15 protein-coding genes are annotated in these 18,693 nt (G+C 33.6%); 2 read left to right on the top strand and 13 right to left on the bottom strand.

Going from position 1 to position 18,693, the window contains the following annotated elements; translation table 11 throughout:
* Positions 1-57 precede the first annotated feature (57 nt).
* From H9L18_RS06550 to H9L18_RS06500, 11 genes are all read right to left on the bottom strand, one after another.
* Positions 58-1,314 carry a YlbE family protein gene (locus tag H9L18_RS06550; protein ID WP_126791675.1) on the bottom strand — a complete coding sequence of 419 codons (1,257 nt, stop codon included), beginning with the start codon at positions 1,312-1,314 and terminating at the stop codon, positions 58-60.
* Between the two features lie 20 nt (positions 1,315-1,334).
* On the bottom strand, positions 1,335-3,077 hold the full coding sequence (gene fdrA, locus H9L18_RS06545; protein ID WP_126791678.1) for an acyl-CoA synthetase FdrA: 1,743 nt from the start codon (positions 3,075-3,077) through the stop codon (positions 1,335-1,337).
* A 21-nt stretch (positions 3,078-3,098) separates the two neighbouring features.
* Positions 3,099-4,166 (bottom strand): ureidoglycolate dehydrogenase, encoded by a 1,068-nt coding sequence (allD, locus tag H9L18_RS06540; protein WP_126791680.1) that lies wholly within the window; start codon positions 4,164-4,166, stop codon positions 3,099-3,101.
* Positions 4,167-4,180: 14 nt separating this feature from the next.
* The gene (allE, locus tag H9L18_RS06535; protein ID WP_126791682.1) at positions 4,181-4,966 is read right to left on the bottom strand and encodes a (S)-ureidoglycine aminohydrolase; all 786 of its coding nucleotides are present in this window, start codon (positions 4,964-4,966) and stop codon (positions 4,181-4,183) included.
* Between the two features lie 24 nt (positions 4,967-4,990).
* A complete protein-coding gene (locus H9L18_RS06530; RefSeq protein ID WP_126791955.1) occupies positions 4,991-6,226 on the bottom strand; it encodes an MFS transporter in 1,236 nt (411 codons plus the stop codon).
* 21 nt (positions 6,227-6,247) lie between these two features.
* The gene (gene allC, locus H9L18_RS06525) at positions 6,248-7,483 is read right to left on the bottom strand and encodes an allantoate deiminase (protein WP_126791684.1); all 1,236 of its coding nucleotides are present in this window, start codon (positions 7,481-7,483) and stop codon (positions 6,248-6,250) included.
* Between the two features lie 124 nt (positions 7,484-7,607).
* Complete coding sequence (allB, locus tag H9L18_RS06520) at positions 7,608-8,972, bottom strand: allantoinase AllB (protein WP_126791686.1); 1,365 nt, start codon at positions 8,970-8,972, stop codon at positions 7,608-7,610.
* A complete protein-coding gene (gene allW, locus H9L18_RS06515; protein ID WP_126791688.1) occupies positions 8,973-10,475 on the bottom strand; it encodes an allantoin permease in 1,503 nt (500 codons plus the stop codon).
* 237 nt (positions 10,476-10,712) lie between these two features.
* The gene (locus H9L18_RS06510; protein ID WP_126791690.1) at positions 10,713-11,945 is read right to left on the bottom strand and encodes an aminopeptidase; all 1,233 of its coding nucleotides are present in this window, start codon (positions 11,943-11,945) and stop codon (positions 10,713-10,715) included.
* 39 nt (positions 11,946-11,984) lie between these two features.
* The gene (gene yjeM / locus H9L18_RS06505) at positions 11,985-13,469 is read right to left on the bottom strand and encodes a glutamate/gamma-aminobutyrate family transporter YjeM (protein ID WP_126791692.1); all 1,485 of its coding nucleotides are present in this window, start codon (positions 13,467-13,469) and stop codon (positions 11,985-11,987) included.
* 196 nt (positions 13,470-13,665) lie between these two features.
* Entirely contained in the window at positions 13,666-14,820 is a 1,155-nt protein-coding gene (locus H9L18_RS06500; protein ID WP_126791694.1) for a hypothetical protein, read from the bottom strand.
* A gap of 135 nt (positions 14,821-14,955) precedes the next feature.
* Between H9L18_RS06500 and H9L18_RS06495 the strand changes: the two genes are divergently transcribed.
* Positions 14,956-15,654, top strand: a complete 699-nt coding sequence (locus tag H9L18_RS06495; RefSeq protein WP_126791696.1) for a DsbA family oxidoreductase — start codon at positions 14,956-14,958, stop codon at positions 15,652-15,654.
* Between the two features lie 3 nt (positions 15,655-15,657).
* Here the strand turns inward: H9L18_RS06495 and H9L18_RS06490 are convergent, their stop codons facing one another.
* A complete protein-coding gene (locus H9L18_RS06490) occupies positions 15,658-16,179 on the bottom strand; it encodes a GNAT family N-acetyltransferase (protein ID WP_185847401.1) in 522 nt (173 codons plus the stop codon).
* A gap of 252 nt (positions 16,180-16,431) precedes the next feature.
* Between H9L18_RS06490 and H9L18_RS06485 the strand changes: the two genes are divergently transcribed.
* A complete protein-coding gene (locus tag H9L18_RS06485; protein WP_126791700.1) occupies positions 16,432-17,058 on the top strand; it encodes a FusB/FusC family EF-G-binding protein in 627 nt (208 codons plus the stop codon).
* 60 nt (positions 17,059-17,118) lie between these two features.
* On the opposite strand, the gene yjeM (H9L18_RS06480) is transcribed toward H9L18_RS06485, so the two are convergent.
* Positions 17,119-18,660: a glutamate/gamma-aminobutyrate family transporter YjeM gene (yjeM, locus tag H9L18_RS06480; RefSeq protein WP_126791702.1), complete on the bottom strand. Its 1,542-nt coding sequence runs from the start codon at positions 18,658-18,660 to the stop codon at positions 17,119-17,121.
* Positions 18,661-18,693: the final 33 nt, after the last annotated feature.

The raw sequence follows: 18,693 nt of genomic DNA, 5'->3' as shown, positions 1-18,693 counted from the left end.
CTTTTTTTTTGAAAATAATAGAGGGTGACCCAAAGCCCCCTCTATCATTGGCGTTTCTTATTTCATACCTAATTTATTTGCATATGCTTCAATGGCTTTTTCGAAACATGAAATTGGCGGATTAACAGTACCTGCTCCAATTTGACCAATTCCTGCTTTTTTATGAGCAATCCCTGTGTTAATGACTGGTGTAATACCTTTTTCAACAACAAGACGAGCATCTATGCCTAAACAAATTCCTCTAAAATCCCAAGTTGGTACTGGGAAATTTGGGTTTTGACTCATACAGATTTCTGACATCTCATTAGATGTATTTAAAGCTTCGTAAAAGCCACCTGTCCCAACAAAACGAGTTACTGCTGGAGCTGCAATCATTGCCATACCACCAACACCAAATGTTTCAGTAATAGCTGAGTCACCAATATCTGTATTAGCATCTTCGCCACTGTACCCTGCAAAGTAAAGTCCTTGTGGTGTATTAACAGGTCCTGTGAACCACTCGTCACCCATACCACTAATACGAATACCAAAGTCTTTACCGTTTCGACACATTGCCGTTACAATTGTTCCTTCTTCAACTGTTCTTGCTCCGTCCATAACTGCCTTAGACGCTGCCATCATAACGTTTAAGAAGAATTGATCTGTATCAGCTAAAAATTGAGAGACTTCTTGTTTTTCTTTTTCTGAAATGGGTAATGTTGTAATGATTGGACCAACTTCTTTGTAAAACGCAAGGGAAGCAGCGATATTACGTTGATGGAATTCATCTCCCATAGCAATAGCTTTAGCTACTAACACATTAATGTTTAAGCCTTCTTCCATTTCTTGAAGGGCTTTACTTAAAACAGGACCCAATGTATCACGCATCCATCTCAAACGATTAACAACTTCATCTGAGTAGGCACCAAATCGTAGAACTGCTCCAATCCCTTCATTCATCGTACAGTAAGCTGTATTTCCTTCTGTTTTATTTTCAACAACAAAAACTGGCATATTTGCTGAAGTAATACCACCCATAGGACCTACTGCTTGATGATGGTGACACGGTGAAAATTCAATCTCACCTGAAGCTAACATCTTTCTAGCTTCCTCTTCTGTACTTGCCCACTCTTCAAAAAGAACAGCTCCAACACACGATCCTTGCATTGGATCAGTCATATCATCCCAAGTCATTGGAGGACCTGCATGAAGTAACATTTTTTCGTTTAAAGCGGGAATAACTGATTTAGCTGGTACAACATCTAGTAAAAAGGGAGCAGATTGAATGACTTTATCAATCACTGCTTGATTTGCTTCTTCGATTGTTTTAAACATAATTAAATCTTCTCCTTGTTTTAAAATTCAAATTGATTTAAGAAATATAGAATTTTTTGTAGTTTAACATTTCCACCTGCTGAAGGTCGCCACTCAAAATGAGTAACTTCTCCACCATTATCAATAATAGACTCAGTAAAACTTTGTAAGCCAACATTAATAATAGATGATTTTTCTCCAATCAAACGTTGAATTTTTTCTGAAGTTTGAGGTAACTCTTCTAAAGGACTTACTTCTTTTTCTTTTACTTCTTTTGTTTCAAAGTTCACTTTTTTTCCAACAACAGCCAAAGCTGTTTGAAGTGCTTGAACATTATTTTCGCAAACAGTCACACCAATTTCTTCTAAAATCTTAATTTGGTTACTCATGTTTTGCTTATCTTCGTCAGTTCCAACAACAACTGAGATGAAGCTTACTTCTCGGCCTGCTTCTTTTGTTTTTTGAATGGTTTCTTCAATAGCTGGTTTTAAAGCACTTGCCATATCTTCATGAGCCCCGTAACCAAGAACCACATCAAAAATTACAACAGCTGTTTCTTCTTGATCAACGACCGATTTAATTTTTTCAATTCTAATTTCTGGATCAATCATTGGATGAGGTTTACCTTTTGTATACATATCATCCCCAAGGTCAATCACTTCATGTTCTCCTGATTTTAAAGTAAATCCTTCTGGTGATTTTTCTTTAGCTAAACCTAACGCATCTGATAAAACAAATGCGGCTTCATAAGCGAGTGTTCCACCTGAATAATAGCCTTTAATTCCAGAATTCTTTTGATTTGCAACTACTTCTTTAGCAGGAGCTGGTGTATAGATCACAGGCTCTTCATTCATTAATTTTGTTGCAAGTTGAGCTGTTTCTTCTAACGTATAAGCATGATAAAGCCCTTTTTCGTGATACGTTGGTTTTGAACCTAAGAAAAGTGTGACAACTGGTTTTTCAACTTTTCTTAGGACATTTAAAACACGTTCTTCTATTTCTTTTGCAGGTGGTTTTGAGATAACAACAATCACTTCTGTATCAGGATCTTCATTTAAAGCCACAATTGTATCAATCATAGTTGTTGCTCCAACTTCTGTTGATAAATCTCTTCCTCCGGTACCAATGGCGTTCGTTACACCTTGTCCATAACGATGAATTAATGTCGTTACTTCTTGAATACCAGTACCTGATGCACCGATAACACCGATACGACCTTTTCTATTATTATTAGTAAAAGCTAGTGGCAAGCCGTGAATCACTCCAGTTCCACAGTCTGGCCCCATAACAAGTAAGCCTTTTTCATGAGCTTTTTGTTTTAATCTAGCTTCTTCTTCAATTGGCACATTATCACTAAAAACAAAAGCATGTAATCCGTTATCAATCGCTTGTTCAATTTCAAGAGCTGCATATTCTCCAGGAATAGAAATTAAAGCCACATTCGCATTAGGTGCTTTTTTCAGAGCTTTGTCCCAAGAATTAATTTTCTCTTCAACTGCCCCTTCGCTACTACTTGTTTGACTTAATTCTTCTTCAATCATGTTAAGAATTTTTTTAGTATCTTCATCTGAAACAACATCTAACATAACTACCATGTCATTAGCTGTAGCTTCGTCCAATTCCTCAGTATCAAAGCCACTTGCTCTAAAAATATCGATATTAGACGGTGTTCCCATCATAATTGATACACGATTAACTTCTGCTAATTGATTTAGCTTACTTGTTAAAAGCATCAAGACAACTGAATCTTGATAACTATTTTTCATAATTATTGTTTGAAGCATTCTTTTCTCCCCTATTCCTTCTTACTTTTCTGCAAAAGCATCTGAATGATCGTATTTATTAAAATGAACTTGATCACTCATTAGGTAATCGTAAATACTTTTTGCAACAGGTATACCTTCTTCTAAATGTTTTTGATATCTTATTTCTGATAATTCACCAGGGTAATAAACTTGTTCAACACCTGTTGCTGGTTTACTCTCATGTAATTCATCAATCATCGTTGAAAGATTTTCTTTAAATTGATCTAAATCAGTAAAGTAAGCTGGATTAATTAAAATAAATAATTGTCCTAAATTACGACCTGATGATAAATCAGCATACATAGAACTCACATGTTTACCAAAAGGCAATCCTAGTAGAGATCCAGATAAAATATCAACCATCATCATTAAGCCATATCCTTTAGGTCCTGAGATTGGCAATAATCCTTGAACTTTATTAGGATCAGTCGTTGCTTCACCGTTACCATCAACAGCCCACGTATCAGGAATGGGATTATTTTTACTTCTAGCATCTAGAATTTTGCCCCATGCTTGAACAGTTGTTGCCATATCAAAAATGATTGGGCGAGCTGAATTAGTTGGTGCGCTAAAAGCAATTGGGTTGGTTCCATAATATGGTTCTGTTCCACCAAAAGGAACGGCCATTGGGTCAGATTGGCAAACTGCTAAGGCTACTAAATCTTGTTGTGCTGCTAAATCAACATAATATGACAACATACCGCTATGTCCCATTTTTGAAACACCAATAATTGCCACACCTGTTTCTTTTGCCATATCAATTCCATAATCCAAAGCCTTACGACAAGCCACATGACCAATCGCATTATCTCCATGGAAAACACCTGTACTTGAACCTGTTTTTTCAAATTCAAAATTAGGTTCAATCGTTGTTCCACCCTTAGCGATTCTTTCAGCATAGTACTCAACTCTTACAGCACCGTGAGAATGAACTCCTCTTAAATCTGCATAAGTTAAATGTTTTCCTACTTCTTTCGCATGCTCTGATGTCAAACCTGCTTTTTCAAGTTTAGTTTGCATCAATTGTTGTAACTCTGCTTCTTTTAATAAAACTATTTCTTCAGTCATTTTTTCACACCTTTTTATAAATCAACGTCTCTGTTACAGTCTTTAGAATACAAGTAGCTTAACGGCGCATTTCGTCCTACTGAATAACAAGCTTGTAAGTTATAAGCTCCCATAAAAATATAGTCGCCTTCTTTTACTGGAATCCAGTGATTATCTAAGTTGTACATACCTTCTCCACTTAAAAGCAATGCTCCATGTTCTTGGTAATGAGTTTCAATATAACCGTGAGATGCACCTGTATGGAATGTTAAGATATGGAAATTCATATCAAAATTTAAATCTGTTGGCAATAAATCTTTCAAACCAACATCCGTCATGCCTTCATAGTTTTGATCTTCCATGTCATTTGTATTACCAATTACTTTATAAGGAGCAAATCCTTCAGCTTCTTGATATCTTTTCTTATAAAGGAATGTTTCAGTTGCTTTATCTGAATTATTTTTAAATTTTAGTGTTTCAGTTGGTGGGCAGTAAGCATAACCACCTGTTGTTAGTTCGTGAGTTTCTTCACCGATTGTGACAGTTAATTCACCTTCTAAACAATAAATAAATGTTTGAATGCCATTGCCACCAAATCCATGTGTGTTTCCACCATTTGGTAAAACACGGCAAAGATAATCAACAAAACCTGCACCTAATTTTGGTGTTGATAGAATGGTCATTTCACAATTATCAAAATGCGGTAACACATTTTTTACTAATCCTTTTGGTGGAATCAAAGCAAAATTGCCTCTTTCCACAACTGCTCTTGATGATAATAAATCTGTTGGATAACCCAATTCATTTGTACGATAACTCATTTTTAAATCCTCCTAAATAATCTGTTAAGCATTTTTCTTATTTTTATTAACCATGACAAAAGAGATGGTTGTAATCACTAAAATGATAGCTGAGATATAGAATCCCATAATTTTTGAACCAGTATTATCTGAAATAAAGCCAGTTAAAGCCGGAGCGATAACTGAAGAGCTCATTCCAAAGAAATTAAATACACCAAATGTTGTACCGTAATTTTCTTTAGAAGCGCTATCGGAAATATAAGAGATGATGATTGGTTCAACGGCTAATTTACCTAATAAACCATATAAAATTAAAGCAACTAGTAAAATACCAGAACTTGGAGCTAATACTGTTAGTAGTAACATTAAAGCTGCTGTAATTTCTAATCCAAAGATAAATGTAATTTTTTTATTGCGATGTTTATCTGATAAGCGGCTAAAGAATAAAGCACCAGGAATAGCTGAGAAAGCTACTAAAGCTGATGAAAAACCAATTGCTAAACCTTGGAATCCACGTTCTTCTTGTAAGAATGATGGCAACCAAGTCACTACCATGTAATAACCATAACAAGTACCAAAATATAGTAAGTAAGCAGTGATCATTTTTAAACTAAATAATTTTTTGACATCCATTTTAGTTTTTTCAACAGGTACTTCTTGCTCTGTCTCTTTGACTACTTTGACTGTTTTTTCTTCTGGTTTAATCACGACGATAAAAATAACTAACATCGCAATGATGGCAACAATACAGATATACATCATTGTTTGCCAAGGCATACCCATCTGTTTAACAATTAAACTAGAACCAATTAGTCCTAATCCCATACCAACTGCTGAACCACTATTAATAATAGCTGTTGATAATCCTCTTTTTTCTTCCGGAATACTTTCTGAAGATAAAGAATAAGCAGAGCCATAATAAGAACCACAACCAATCCCTGCAAAAACACTAGCAATGTAAATAGTGCTAATACTTTGAGACATTGAAATCATAACGGCTGCTAAACCAAACAAAATAAATCCTGGAATAAGCACTTTTTTCTTACCTAACTTATCAACTAATATCCCAGCTGGAATTTGCATTCCTGTGTAACCAAAGAAGTAACAACTTGAAATCAAACCCATTTGAGTATTCGTATATTTTCCAATTGTTTCTTGAATCTCAGGAAAAATAGGTGTTAATGCTGAACGATAAATCCAAATAGTGACCCAACCTAGACAAAGCATGATGATAACTTTTTTCCAATATTCCATACCAGATTGTTGCTTTTCAATATTCATCTCTTTCATGTTTAATTCCCCTTATTTTTCTTCGTAAGCTAACTTGTATAATGAAGCAATCAACGCTTCTAATCCTTCAACTAAATCTTCTGTTCGCGTATTTTCTGCTGGATTATGACTAATACCATCAATACTTGGAACAAAAATCATCGCTGTTGGAACATGGACTGCAAAAATTTGTGAATCGTGACCTGCACCACTATGCATCACAGTGTAGTTTAAATTGGCCTCTTTACAGGCTTCTTCTAATGTCCCTACAATTTCTTTAGACATCGGAACAGGTGATTCATCCATCCAATTATCCATAATTATCTCAACACCATGTTTTTTAGCAATTTCTGCAAATAATGTTTCAATTTCTTCCGTAAACTCTTTTAAGACTTTCGCATCTGTATGACGGCAATCCATACTAAATGTTACTTGACCTGGAACAACGTTAACTGTATTTGGTTGAACATCTACATGTCCAAACGTTAATACAAGTGGATCTCCTTGTTCATAAGCTTTATCTGTTGCTTCGCTAATCATTTTACTCATCGCATAAACTGTATCTTTTCTAAAGCCCATTGGTGTTGTTCCAGCATGATTAGACTCACCTGATAATGTGATACTATAACGTTTTTGACCAACGATACTATTAACAATTCCAACTTGTTTGCCCGTTTTTTCAAGGACGCTTCCTTGTTCTATATGAATCTCTACGAAAGCTTTGATGTCATCTCTTGTTGGAGCCAAATCATTTTTAAATTTAAATCCTGAATCCATCATGGCATCTACAAATTTCACACCATTTGCATCAGTTGCATCAATCACATCATTTTTATCTGCTAAGCCCCAGATATTTTTACTACCCCAAAAGGCATATGGGAACCTGCTTCCTTCTTCTTCTGCCATTGAAATAACTTCTAAATTTCTTAAAGGAGCACCATATTTTTCTTTTAAAAATTTTACTGCTAAGTAAGAAGCAATAATCCCAAATTGACCATCTAATTTACCACCATTCACAACAGTATCTACGTGAGAACCTGTTAAAATAGTTTCATTTGGGTATTTAGTTCCTTCTAATTTACCGTATAAGTTACCGATTTCATCAAATTGAGTTACTAAATCAAGCGCTTCAAATTTTTCTTTTAATTCTGCTTGAGCTTGTCGCCAATTTTCATCATAAAGTAAACGAGTTGTTCCACCAGTTGGATCAGCTCCAATTTCAGAAATCCATTTCACATGCTCTTCTATTAATTCGTAAAAATTATACATCCGGTATCTTCCCTTCTTTTAACATTTCATTTCTTTCTTACACCGTTAGTCTAAACATTTTTTAAAACGATTACATTCATCCAATGTTCTATTTCTATATTTTTTATTAGGCACTTTGCACAACTTATTTTATAAAACGACCGATTCGTTTAGTTGAAATACCATTTTCTTTTGAATAAATGGTCTGACCTCTTAAAATAGTTCGTTCAATCTGAGCACCAATTGTGCGTCCAACATAAGGACTAATTTTATTTCGATAAGCTAAATCTTCTGCTTTCAAAGTATAAGGATTATTTGGAGATATAAAAACAAAATCAGCATCTTTTCCTATTGCGATACAACCTTTTTCCTCTAAATTAAATCGCTTAGCAGGATTCGTTGCTATTAGTTTAGCAAATTGTGAGAGTGACATACCTCTTTTTTGAACAGCTTCATCAAATAAAACATCTACATTATTTTGAACGCCTGAAATACCGCCCCAAGCTTCAAATGCATTTTCTTTATCTTTTAAGTCAGGTGTACAAGGAGAATGATCAGACGTAACAAATGCTATTTCTTCCTGATTTACTTTCTCCCACAAACCATTTTGTGCCTTTTTATCTCTAATAGGAGGAGAACACTTAACGATTGGTCCTATCGAATCAAGTTCATCCGTTTCAAAATAAAGATAATGGGTACAAGTCTCACAAGTAACATCAACGCCTTCGTTTCTAGCTTTTGTTACTTCTTCAACACCTTCTGGACAAGCAATATGACAAATATGAATGCGACAACCTGTTTCTTTTGCTAATAAGATTGCACGTCTTATGGGTTCAACTTCTGTAAATACAGGTCTTGTTTTCACATAAGCAGCTAATGTCGTTTCACCATTTTGATACGCCATTTCGCCTAAACGGTCTGTGATTGCTGCGTTTTCTGCGTGAATAGCTAACACTTTTCCTGTTTTAGCCACTTGCTTCATTCCTTCATAAAGAGAATAATCATCCACATTCATGAAATCACCATCAATTGAACGGTCCCCACAAGTTGCCATAAAACATTTATAAGCAGAGACACCTCCTTCATCTAATTCTTGTATGCCGCCCTTTAAATTAAAAGGAACCACACCACCAAAAGAGCCGACATCTGATAAGAGTTTTCCTTCTCCTGCCGCATATTTAATCAATAGAGATTCCTTATCAATTGTAGCTGGAACTTGATTTAACGGCATTTCCATGAAAGTTGTAACACCACCTTTAGCACAAGCATTCGTTCCTGTTTCATAACCTTCCCAAAAGTCTCGAACGCCTCCTCCAGGATCAGTAATATGAACATGGGCATCTACCATTCCCGGACTTACAATAAAATCTGTTGCATCAATTGTTTCTGCTCCCTTTCCTAGATTGAGTCCAATTGCAGAAACTTTTCCTGATGAAACACCAATGTCTAATCTTTTAGCTTCGTCATCTAAGATAACAAGTCCATTTTTTATGATTAAATCAAAATTCATTTAAATCTTCCCTTTCTTGTGACCAGTTTTCTTTTTTAAAACAAGGTAAATACTAAACGACATGACAAAACCTATGAGAAAAGATAGTTTCGAAATCAAACTAAAGCTATCGTTAACTTGTCCTAATAATGAAATAAGAAGAGCTGTTATTGTCGCAATGTAAGCCTCTTTATTAATTCCTTTATAACTATTTCCTTGATTATTTTTTGTTTGATCCATATAAAGCTCATCTAAATTTATTTTTTCTTTTAAAATAAAGAAATAGTGAGCAAGCATAACGCCTGCGACAGGTCCTAATGTTGCTCCTATCATATTCAAAAAATTAAAAATACTTTCTGAGTTGTCCATTAATTTCCAAGGCATCATCAGAAAACTTATTACACTGGCAATAACAACACCTTTTTTATAATTAATCTGTTTTGGAAATAGAGCTGAAAGCTGATAAGCTGCCGGCACGATATTCCCTGTAGCATTCGTTGAAATTGTCGTCATCAATAAAACAATGATTGAAAGAAGCATGGCCGGAAAGTGATCCCATTTATTAACAATATTTAAAACATTCCATTCATCAACACCGTAATAGATCGAACCACCAATCAGGATCGAAATACTAGAAAAAGCAAATATCGTATAGCCAACAACTAGACTCGCACTTTGACCAATTCGTTGAGATTTAGTGGATACCGCATTTTGAGTAAAATCTGAGACACTTGCTCCAGGTCCTGCCCAAACAGCAAGCACTGCATTGATAATGATTAAGTAAGTTAATATTTTTGAAGAAGATGTTGACTGAGTTATCTCAGGTGTAAAATTCAAAATAGACATAATGCCACCACTAACCCGAATCGCCCAAATTGCCATACCGATAAAAACAACATAGATTAATGGGTTTAAAATAGCTGTAAATTTATTAAGCGCCTTACCGCCACCAAGTCCAATTAGTAAATTAATGAACCAAAATACAGTAAAAGAAATCAAACCTGGAAAAGAAAGTCCGAAAAAGGAAAACCCACTTCCTAAAAGAAGAAAATCAGGCCAAATTTTTCCAATTAAAATCAGCAAAGCAAGGGAAGCTGTATAATTTTGTAAACCAAACCAAGCAATAGCAACTACCACTCCTCTAAGAAAACCTGGTAGTTTTGCTCCTACATCTCCATACGTTGCCCTTAAATGCATAGAAAATGGAATTCCATAGGTTGATCCTGCTTTACCATTTAAAACAAGTAAAGCAGCAACTGCCATACTACTAATGACTAAAGCCGACATAACGCCTAGGGGGGAAAGCCCTAAATATAAAAAGCCACCTACAGCTGTATAGTTTGGAATATTATGAACCGATCCCATCCAAAGAGTGAAATAATTCATTGTTGACATATGACGCTTTTCTTTAGTTTTTGGCAATAAATCATCGTTATAGCCTCTTTTTTTAAAGCTAATTATTTCTTTTTCAGATAATTTCACTTCTTGTTTTAGTGAAAAATCATCTTTTTGCTTTATCGTCATCTCCTCCTCTTTAAAGCCTGTCTATCAACTACGGTTTCATCATACTTAAATTTTAAAACGGTTACATTCTCAGTTTTTCACAATTTTAAATATTTGTTTGTGCAGATTGGATAAAATGAAAAAACTTTGCCTTAATTCCCTGAGAGAATCAAAACAAAGTTTTTACTTTTTTAATAACACAAAAAAGAGAGTAGGAACATTTTTAACGTCCTTACTCTCTTTACTTTTAACTTATTTTTATGCCCAGTTACCATTTCTGAAGATAGGAACAATTGTTCCATCTTCTCTGATACCATCAACATCCATTTTGTCAGAACCAATCATGAAGTCCACATGGTTTTGGCTACGGTTTAAGCCAATTGCTTCCAATTCTTCTTCTGATTTGTTTGTTCCATCTTCAATATTAAATGCATAACCATTTCCAATTGCTAAATGGTTAGAAGCATTTTCATCAAACAAAGTATTATAGAATGTAATACCTGATTGAGAGATTGGTGATGGATCTGGAACTAATGCTACTTCACCTAATCGTCTTGAACCTGGGTCCATATCGATTAAATGATTTAACACGTCTTCACCTTCGCCAGCTTCGGCTTTAACGATTTGACCATTTTCAAAATGGAATACCATATCAACTAAAGTTGTTCCACCGTAGCTTAATGGTTTAGTACTTGTTACAAAACCATCAGCAACACGGCAATCTGGAGCTGTAAAGACTTCTTCTGTTGGCATATTTGCCATAAATTCTTCACCAGAAGCATTAATACTACGAGCGCTATCCCATACATGGTTTTTAGGTAATCCAACTGTTAAGTCAGTTCCCGGCGCTGTATAGTGTAATTTAACAAACTGTTCTTTATTTAACATGTCTGCTTTTTCTCTTAATGTTGCTTCGTGTTTTTGCCAAGCTTCCACAGGATCATCAGCATAAACTTTAGTTGCTTTAAAGATTGCATCCCATAAAGCATCTACTTGTTCTTCTTCAGTTGCTAATTCTGGGAATACTTTCTTAGCCCACTCAGCACCTGATGCAGCTACTACTGTCCAACTAATTTTATTTGATTGGCCAGCTTGACGTAAGTTAAATAATAATTTACGGTCAAATTTTTGGTATAAGCCAACACGTTCAGAAGGCACACCTGACAAAGCATCTGGGTTAGCTGAAACAACACTAATTCTTGAAGCTTTTTTATCTACCCAATCTTGTACTTCTTCTAATTGGTATGAAGTAACTGTTTCTAAAGCAACAGCATCTTTATGAGCTACTGTTTCTTTTAAGATTTCATCATCATTCCATCTTACAATAACTTCTTTAGCGCCCATTTCATAGGCTTTTTTTGTAATTAAACGAGCTAGCGGAGCTTGTGTTACAGAGATTTCTAAAATAACGCTATGGTTATCACTTACGTTAACACCAGTTCTAACGATTAATTCAGCATATTTATCTAAATAATGATTAAATTTATCCATTTAAAAAGACTCCCTCTAATTGTTTATTTTTTTACAGTTTTATTGTTTTTTTTCATAACGAGTATACATGATGTATGCTAGTACACCAAAGAATACTGGTCCTAAAATTGAGAAGATTGTTTCTTTTACATTACCATTTAATGAAGGATTGATAATTGTAAAGACGTTCGCAAAACCAACTACGAAAGTTACACTAAATACAGCAATCTTATAGAATGATTTAGATTTATAAATTTCAAACGGTTTATGAATGTCATCTTTTTTCTTGAATCCTAAGAATGCTAAAGCTAAGAACATATAAGGAATTGTCATTGATACGTTAGTCATAGCTACTAAGATGTCGAAGAACGCTTTGGCACTATCTCCACCAAATGAAACTGCTAAAATGATAGCAATAACAATACCAGCTTGAACTCTCATTGCTACAACTGGTAAACCATTTTCTCTTTTACTAAAACTCTTAGGCCAGATTTCTTCTGGAGTTCCTTCGATTAATTGTTTTAATGGTGAGAAGATTAAAGTAAAGAATGCACCAGTTAAAGCTAAGAACATAGATAATCCCATGTAACGACTTACCCACATACCAACAGTAACAGCTGTAGCTTCTGGTAAGTGAAGGGCAAGACCTAATTGGTAACCCATGTTATTCATCGCTACATAAGCTACGTTTCCTAATGTAATTTCAGCATCAGAGAATTGAGTAAATGCGAATGTCCAGTTAGTAAACGCACCCATAATAAAGATACCTACAGCATAACCAACAGCAATAACGATTGCTGAAATTGTTACCCCTTTAGGGAAAGTTACTTCAGCATTTTCAGTTTCATCTACTAACCCACCTACAACTTCAAGTCCACCGTAAGCAAAAATAGCAAATACTAAGAAACTGAATACAGATATAATTGATTGATAATCAGCATTTGGTGATGTAGTAAATGCTGCTGCTGTTACCGGCTCTGCCATTTGACCTTTGTTTAAAGCTAAAATGATTAAACCACCAAGAATCAATACAACGTTAAGTAATGCAACCGCTGTACCACCAACAGAAGTAATTTTTTTGATTTTATCTAACCCTTTAGATGAAACAAAAGTGATTAGTAAAATCCATAAAACTCCTAGTAGACCTAACGATTGAACACCGTTTAGTCCAAAAAAGCTCATTGTTTGTGTTTTATCAACACCAAAAATTCCGTTTGATAAAGGAATCCAAATACCAGTACCTACGTTTACCATCCATACAATGTATGATGCATACCACATGAATGTTCCAACGAAAGCGAATTTTGGATTTACCGATTCTGCCATCCAAGAATAAATACCACCTTTACTATCCTTGAAAGCTGCTCCGTACTCTGACAACATAAACGCAAAAGGCAGGAAGAATGTTACCGCTGCCAATACATACCATATAATAGAGCCATACCCCATTAAGTAATATGCACGAATGATGTTTGTGAAGCCAAATACTGAAGTGAAGATCATAAGAATAAGAGCTTTTAACGTTAACTTCTGTTTTTTCTCCATTTGTACCTCTCCTTTTCTACAATTATTATTGCAATACAAATATAACACGTAAAAAAGAAATAGTATTTAACATTAAAGCTAAATAACCATTATTAAACCAATATCTTACATAACTTTAATATCATTATCACTTAACATTAACCGTTTTCAACTTTCAAAAAAATTAACCTCTTGATTATTTTAAGTTTAATTTGTGTTATTCTATAAAAGCACTTAGATTTTTCACGATTTCTCGCTGAATTTCTTTATCAAACTCACTCAACAAATTTGTTATTTTTTTAACTGAATTCTTAACTTTTTCGTCATTTAATTTTTTAGAAGATTCTAATGTTTCTACAAAAGGAGACAATCCTACTCTCATAAACGGGTGTATTTCATCTAAAAAAGAAGAATTTAATCCATATTCTTCCACTTTTTCAAGTAAATGATCATACACTTCTTTTTGAATCCATTTTCCCATTCCTTTATTTGAAAAATAACTTAAATGTCGTTTTCTACTGACCTCATTTTCTTCCTTTAAAATCAGAAAAAGTTCTTCAAAAAATCGTTTAGGTAACACTGGCACTTCCGAATGAGTTTCTATTCGTTTTTGAATTTGACTAGACCAAATAAGAGCTTGATTAAATAATGTCTCCTTTTTTAAATTGGTTGGCAAACTTTTTTTAAAGCGAGTAAATCCTTCTTCTGTTAGAGAATCTTTATCCTCTTCTCTCCCTATTTGACTCATCTTTTCTATTTCTTGTTGAACTGCTTTAAAATCCGTGACATAAAGAGGCATGTTTGCTTTTTTAAAATCTACTAAACGATGTGCAAGAGAAAAGTTAATTTCGTACTCTGTATTGGCTTGTTGTATTTGGTAAAGATTGAAAGCATAAACTTCCCAGAGTTCTTCTGGAAACTCAAAACCATAGCGTTTTAACCAAAGTAACTCATCTAATGCCAAATCAACATTGTTCAATCGATTGACAATTTCTGTTGCCACTTGTTGGGGAATTTTTAAGTGATCTTTAAAATGCTGACTACCAAGTCCCATTACTTTGCCAGTTTCTTTTGATTTGACAATATATTGATATTTCAAACGTCTTCCACATTCGCAATACAATAATGTTTGATTCGACTCTTTTTCAGGATAATTCAAATCAATTTTTAAATCCTGAAATTCCCAATCTGATGCTTTTAAGTAACTATCCTTTAAGAATTCTGATTTAATTAAATACTTTCGATGAGCATCAATCAATTCTCGTTGACTTCTAGTTAATCTAGCATAAATTTCTAGTCGTTCTTTGATAGTTAGTGCCCTAAATTCTGGTAAGTCATATTCTTTTATTTCTGGTAACTCTAATATTGGCAAAGGTTTCACTTTCCTTTCTTATTAGTAGATAGATATACTACTTATTTTTTCACAAAGAGACAGTAAGCATATCTTTTGTTTTTTTTATTTTACCGAGCTATGATAGAGCAAATAAATGATAGGTGGTTACACTTAATGAAAATAGAATTTTTTCATGATGTTATTTGCAGTTTCTGTTTTCCGATGTCTCACCGAATGCGTGAGATTCAAAAAAAATATCCTAATGTGGAAATAATTCACCGATCTTTTGCTTTGGCTTGGGATGAAGCTGATTTAATACAAATGTTTGGTTCAAGAGAGATTGCTAAAAAAGAAATACTCTCTCATTGGCAACAAGCTAATGAAAATGACTCTCTGCACCGTTTTAATATTACTGGTATGAAAGAAACTGACTTTCCTTTTCCAACTTCTAAGAACGGCCTTTTAGCTGCTAAATCAGCTCAAATTCTTGGAAATGAAGAAACTTACTGGTCTGTTTTTGATAAGATTCAAGAAAAATTATTTGTTGAAAATAAAAATATTGAATCGATGGCTATTATCAAAGAAATAATTCTTGAGACAGATCTTAAATGGGAAGCATTTATGACTACCTTTAATGATAATAAAACACTAGAAGCAGTAAACGAAGATTTGCAATTAGCACAAAATTACGGAATAAGTGGTGTTCCTTTTCTAGTGATTAACAACAAATACAGCATAAATGGCGCTCAACCTTTAGAAGTAATTGAAGACGCCATTCAAACCATTGCTGAAAAAGAACATGAACCTTTAGTACTTGTTGAGGATGGTAGCTACTGCTATCTTGATAAAAACGGTACCTGGGTATGCGAATAAAGCTTAATTTTCTAATAGAATTTGGAAGGCTTCTCTTTCACCGTTTTCAACAGGCAAAATAATGTCTCCACGGTAAGAGAAGCCCGCTTTTTCGATTACTTTCCTCATTCGGCTGTTAATCGGATGCGTATCAATACGAATGTCATTAAAACCTTGTTCTTTTGAGAATGAAATTAAATGACCTAGAAAGAACTGACTCATCCCTCTTTGTTTTATTTTAGAATGAATGACAACTCTATGAAGAGATACATAGTATGTTGAAGCTAGCCAATCACCATTTGTTATCTCATCATAACTGGCTTGTTCTTTTTTAGTAATTGTTCCATAACCTACAATTTCGTTATCTTCTATTAAAACATATCCTTCTTCCAAGTGAATATCTTCTATTATTATTTTTCTATTTGGTCCATCATTATTTCTCCACTGCGGAATATTTTGTTGATTCAATGTGTTTCGTCCATCTTCAATGACTAATAAAATAGTTTCTAAATCTTCTGCTTTTGCTTTTCTTACATAATACAACATAAATATTTCCTCCTTATTCATTTGTTCCTACTATATAATGTCTCCTATACTAAATAAATTATTCTTTTTACTTTACTTTTTTAATAATTTTTTTTACAATACGACTAGCACTTTAGGAGGTGATTGAGATGATTTTATCATCTTTATCTTATGTCAGAGTTTCATGTAACTAATGATACTTTGAGATAATAAATTATCAATAGTAGATTATTTTCCCATAGTATCATATTAAAAAGAAAGTAGGGAAATAATATGCTACAACCATATGAATTTAATCAAATAGAAAATCAAGTCCTTCACTTAATTAATGTTTATAAAACAGTAAGTGACAAAAATACCCTTTCGGCAAATGAAATGTTAGTGTCAGAAACAATAAGACCGCTTTTAGGAGAAGAAAAATACAACGAATTTGAATCTAAAATTTTTGATATAACTTTAACAAAAGCAAAAGCTGAACCAATCTTTAGAGAGTTAAAACAACAAGTTATTCCTTTTAAATTGGTAACAGATAAACAGATTCAAAAAACCTTTAAAAAAGTTAAGAAAATTAAATATCCTATTCGTGATCATTATGATTTTCATGATGTTACTTACTTTGCTTGGGATGACATTGGTACACAGCGAAAATACATCACTTTTTATTTAGACGATAAACTTGTTGGTTTATACGGAGTTATGTCAACAGATGTGATTAAAAATGTTTGTTCCATTTGCCATAAAGTAGATAATGTAGCCATGTTTTTAACAACCACTAAAAGTGCTGGTGATGGAACCTATACTAAAAAAGGAAATTATATTTGTAAAGATAGTCATAAATGTAACGAACAAATAGAAAACCTAGATTATTTACATGACTTCTATTTGACTGTTTCAAAATAAAAAAAGAGAGGCTGACAAAAGTTAAATTGTCAGTCTCTTCTTTTTTATTTAATTAATAAATCAATCTTCCATTACTGGATCGATTATTGATTCTTGAGCTAATTGATTTTGTTTCTTTTCATATCTGTTAAATAAAATAATAGCTACACTACAAAAGAAAATTGGACCTAACATTGAAAAGAATGTTTCTGAGTAATGACCATGAATAGCTGGTTCAACTACAGTAAAAATATTAGCAAATGCTAATACGAAGGTCACCATAACAACAATATATTTATAACCATTTTTAGATTTAAAAATAACAAAAGGTTTTTCAATGGATTCCTTTTTCTTAAACCCATAAAAAGCAATGACAATAAACATGAACGGAATACTTACTGAGACATTCGTCATTGAAATCAAAATATTAAAGAATTCCTTTGCGCTCTTTCCGCCAAATGAGACAAATAAGATAATCGTAATGACAACAGCAGATTGAACATACATAGCATGTACAGGTAATCCATTTTTTATTTTAGTCCATTTTTTTGGCCAAATTTCTTTAGGTGTGCCTTCAATTAGCTGTTTCAATGGTGAAAATGTCAGTGTAAAGAAAGAACCTGTTAGCGCTAAAAACATTGAAACACCTATGTATCTTCCCATCCAAATACCAATTTCTCGTGATACTGATTCAGTTAAATTTAAGGTTAAGCCTAATTGATACCCCATATTATTCATTGCGACATAAGCAACATTTCCTAAGGTAATATCAGCTTCTGAAAACTCAGTAAACGCATAGGACCAATTCGTGAAAACACCCATTATAAAAATACCAATCGCATAACCGGCTGCAATTACAATCGCTGATATTTTAATTCCTTTTGGAAAATTAACTTCTGGATTTTCAGTTTCATCTACTAAACCACCGATTACCTCTAATCCGGCATAGGCAAAAACAGCAAAAACAAGAAAGCTAAATACGGATATGATTGAGCCATAATCTGGATTAGGTGATTTAACAAATTTAGCTACCGATAAAGGTTCTGCCATTTGACCTTTATTCATAACTAAAATAAAAATCCCTACTGAGATTAATACGACATTTAATAAAACTACTGCAATACCACCAATGTTAGTTACCTTTTCTATTTTATCTAATCCTTTTGATGAAAAAAAAGTAATAAATAAAATCCATAGAGCTCCTAAAAGTCCCAGACTTTGTACGCTGTTTAAACCAAGAAATGACCATTGTTGCGTTTTATCAACTCCAAAAATACCATTTGATAAAGGTATCCAAATCGAAATACCAGTACTAACCATCCAAATCACATTAGACGAGTACCACATAACTGTACCGACAAAGGAAAACTTTGGGTTGATTGATTTCGCCATCCAAGAATAAATGCCACCTTTTTCATCTTTAAACGCTGCTCCAAATTCTGATAACATGAAAGCAAATGGTAAAAAGAAAGTAAGTGCTGCTAAAACATACCACAGTATAGAGGCATATCCCATTAAATAATAGGCTCTAGCAATATTCGCAAAACCAAAAACAGAAGTAAAAATCATTAAAATTAATGCTGTTAATGATAGTTTCTTCTTATTATTCTGTTCGTCATCCATTTAAACATAAACTCCTCAATTTTTTATTGTTCC

Source organism: Vagococcus carniphilus (genome assembly GCF_014397115.1).
GTDB lineage: Bacteria > Bacillota > Bacilli > Lactobacillales > Vagococcaceae > Vagococcus > Vagococcus carniphilus.
Note: the sequence above shows the minus strand (reverse complement) of the source record. Positions and strands in the feature narration are given on the sequence as shown.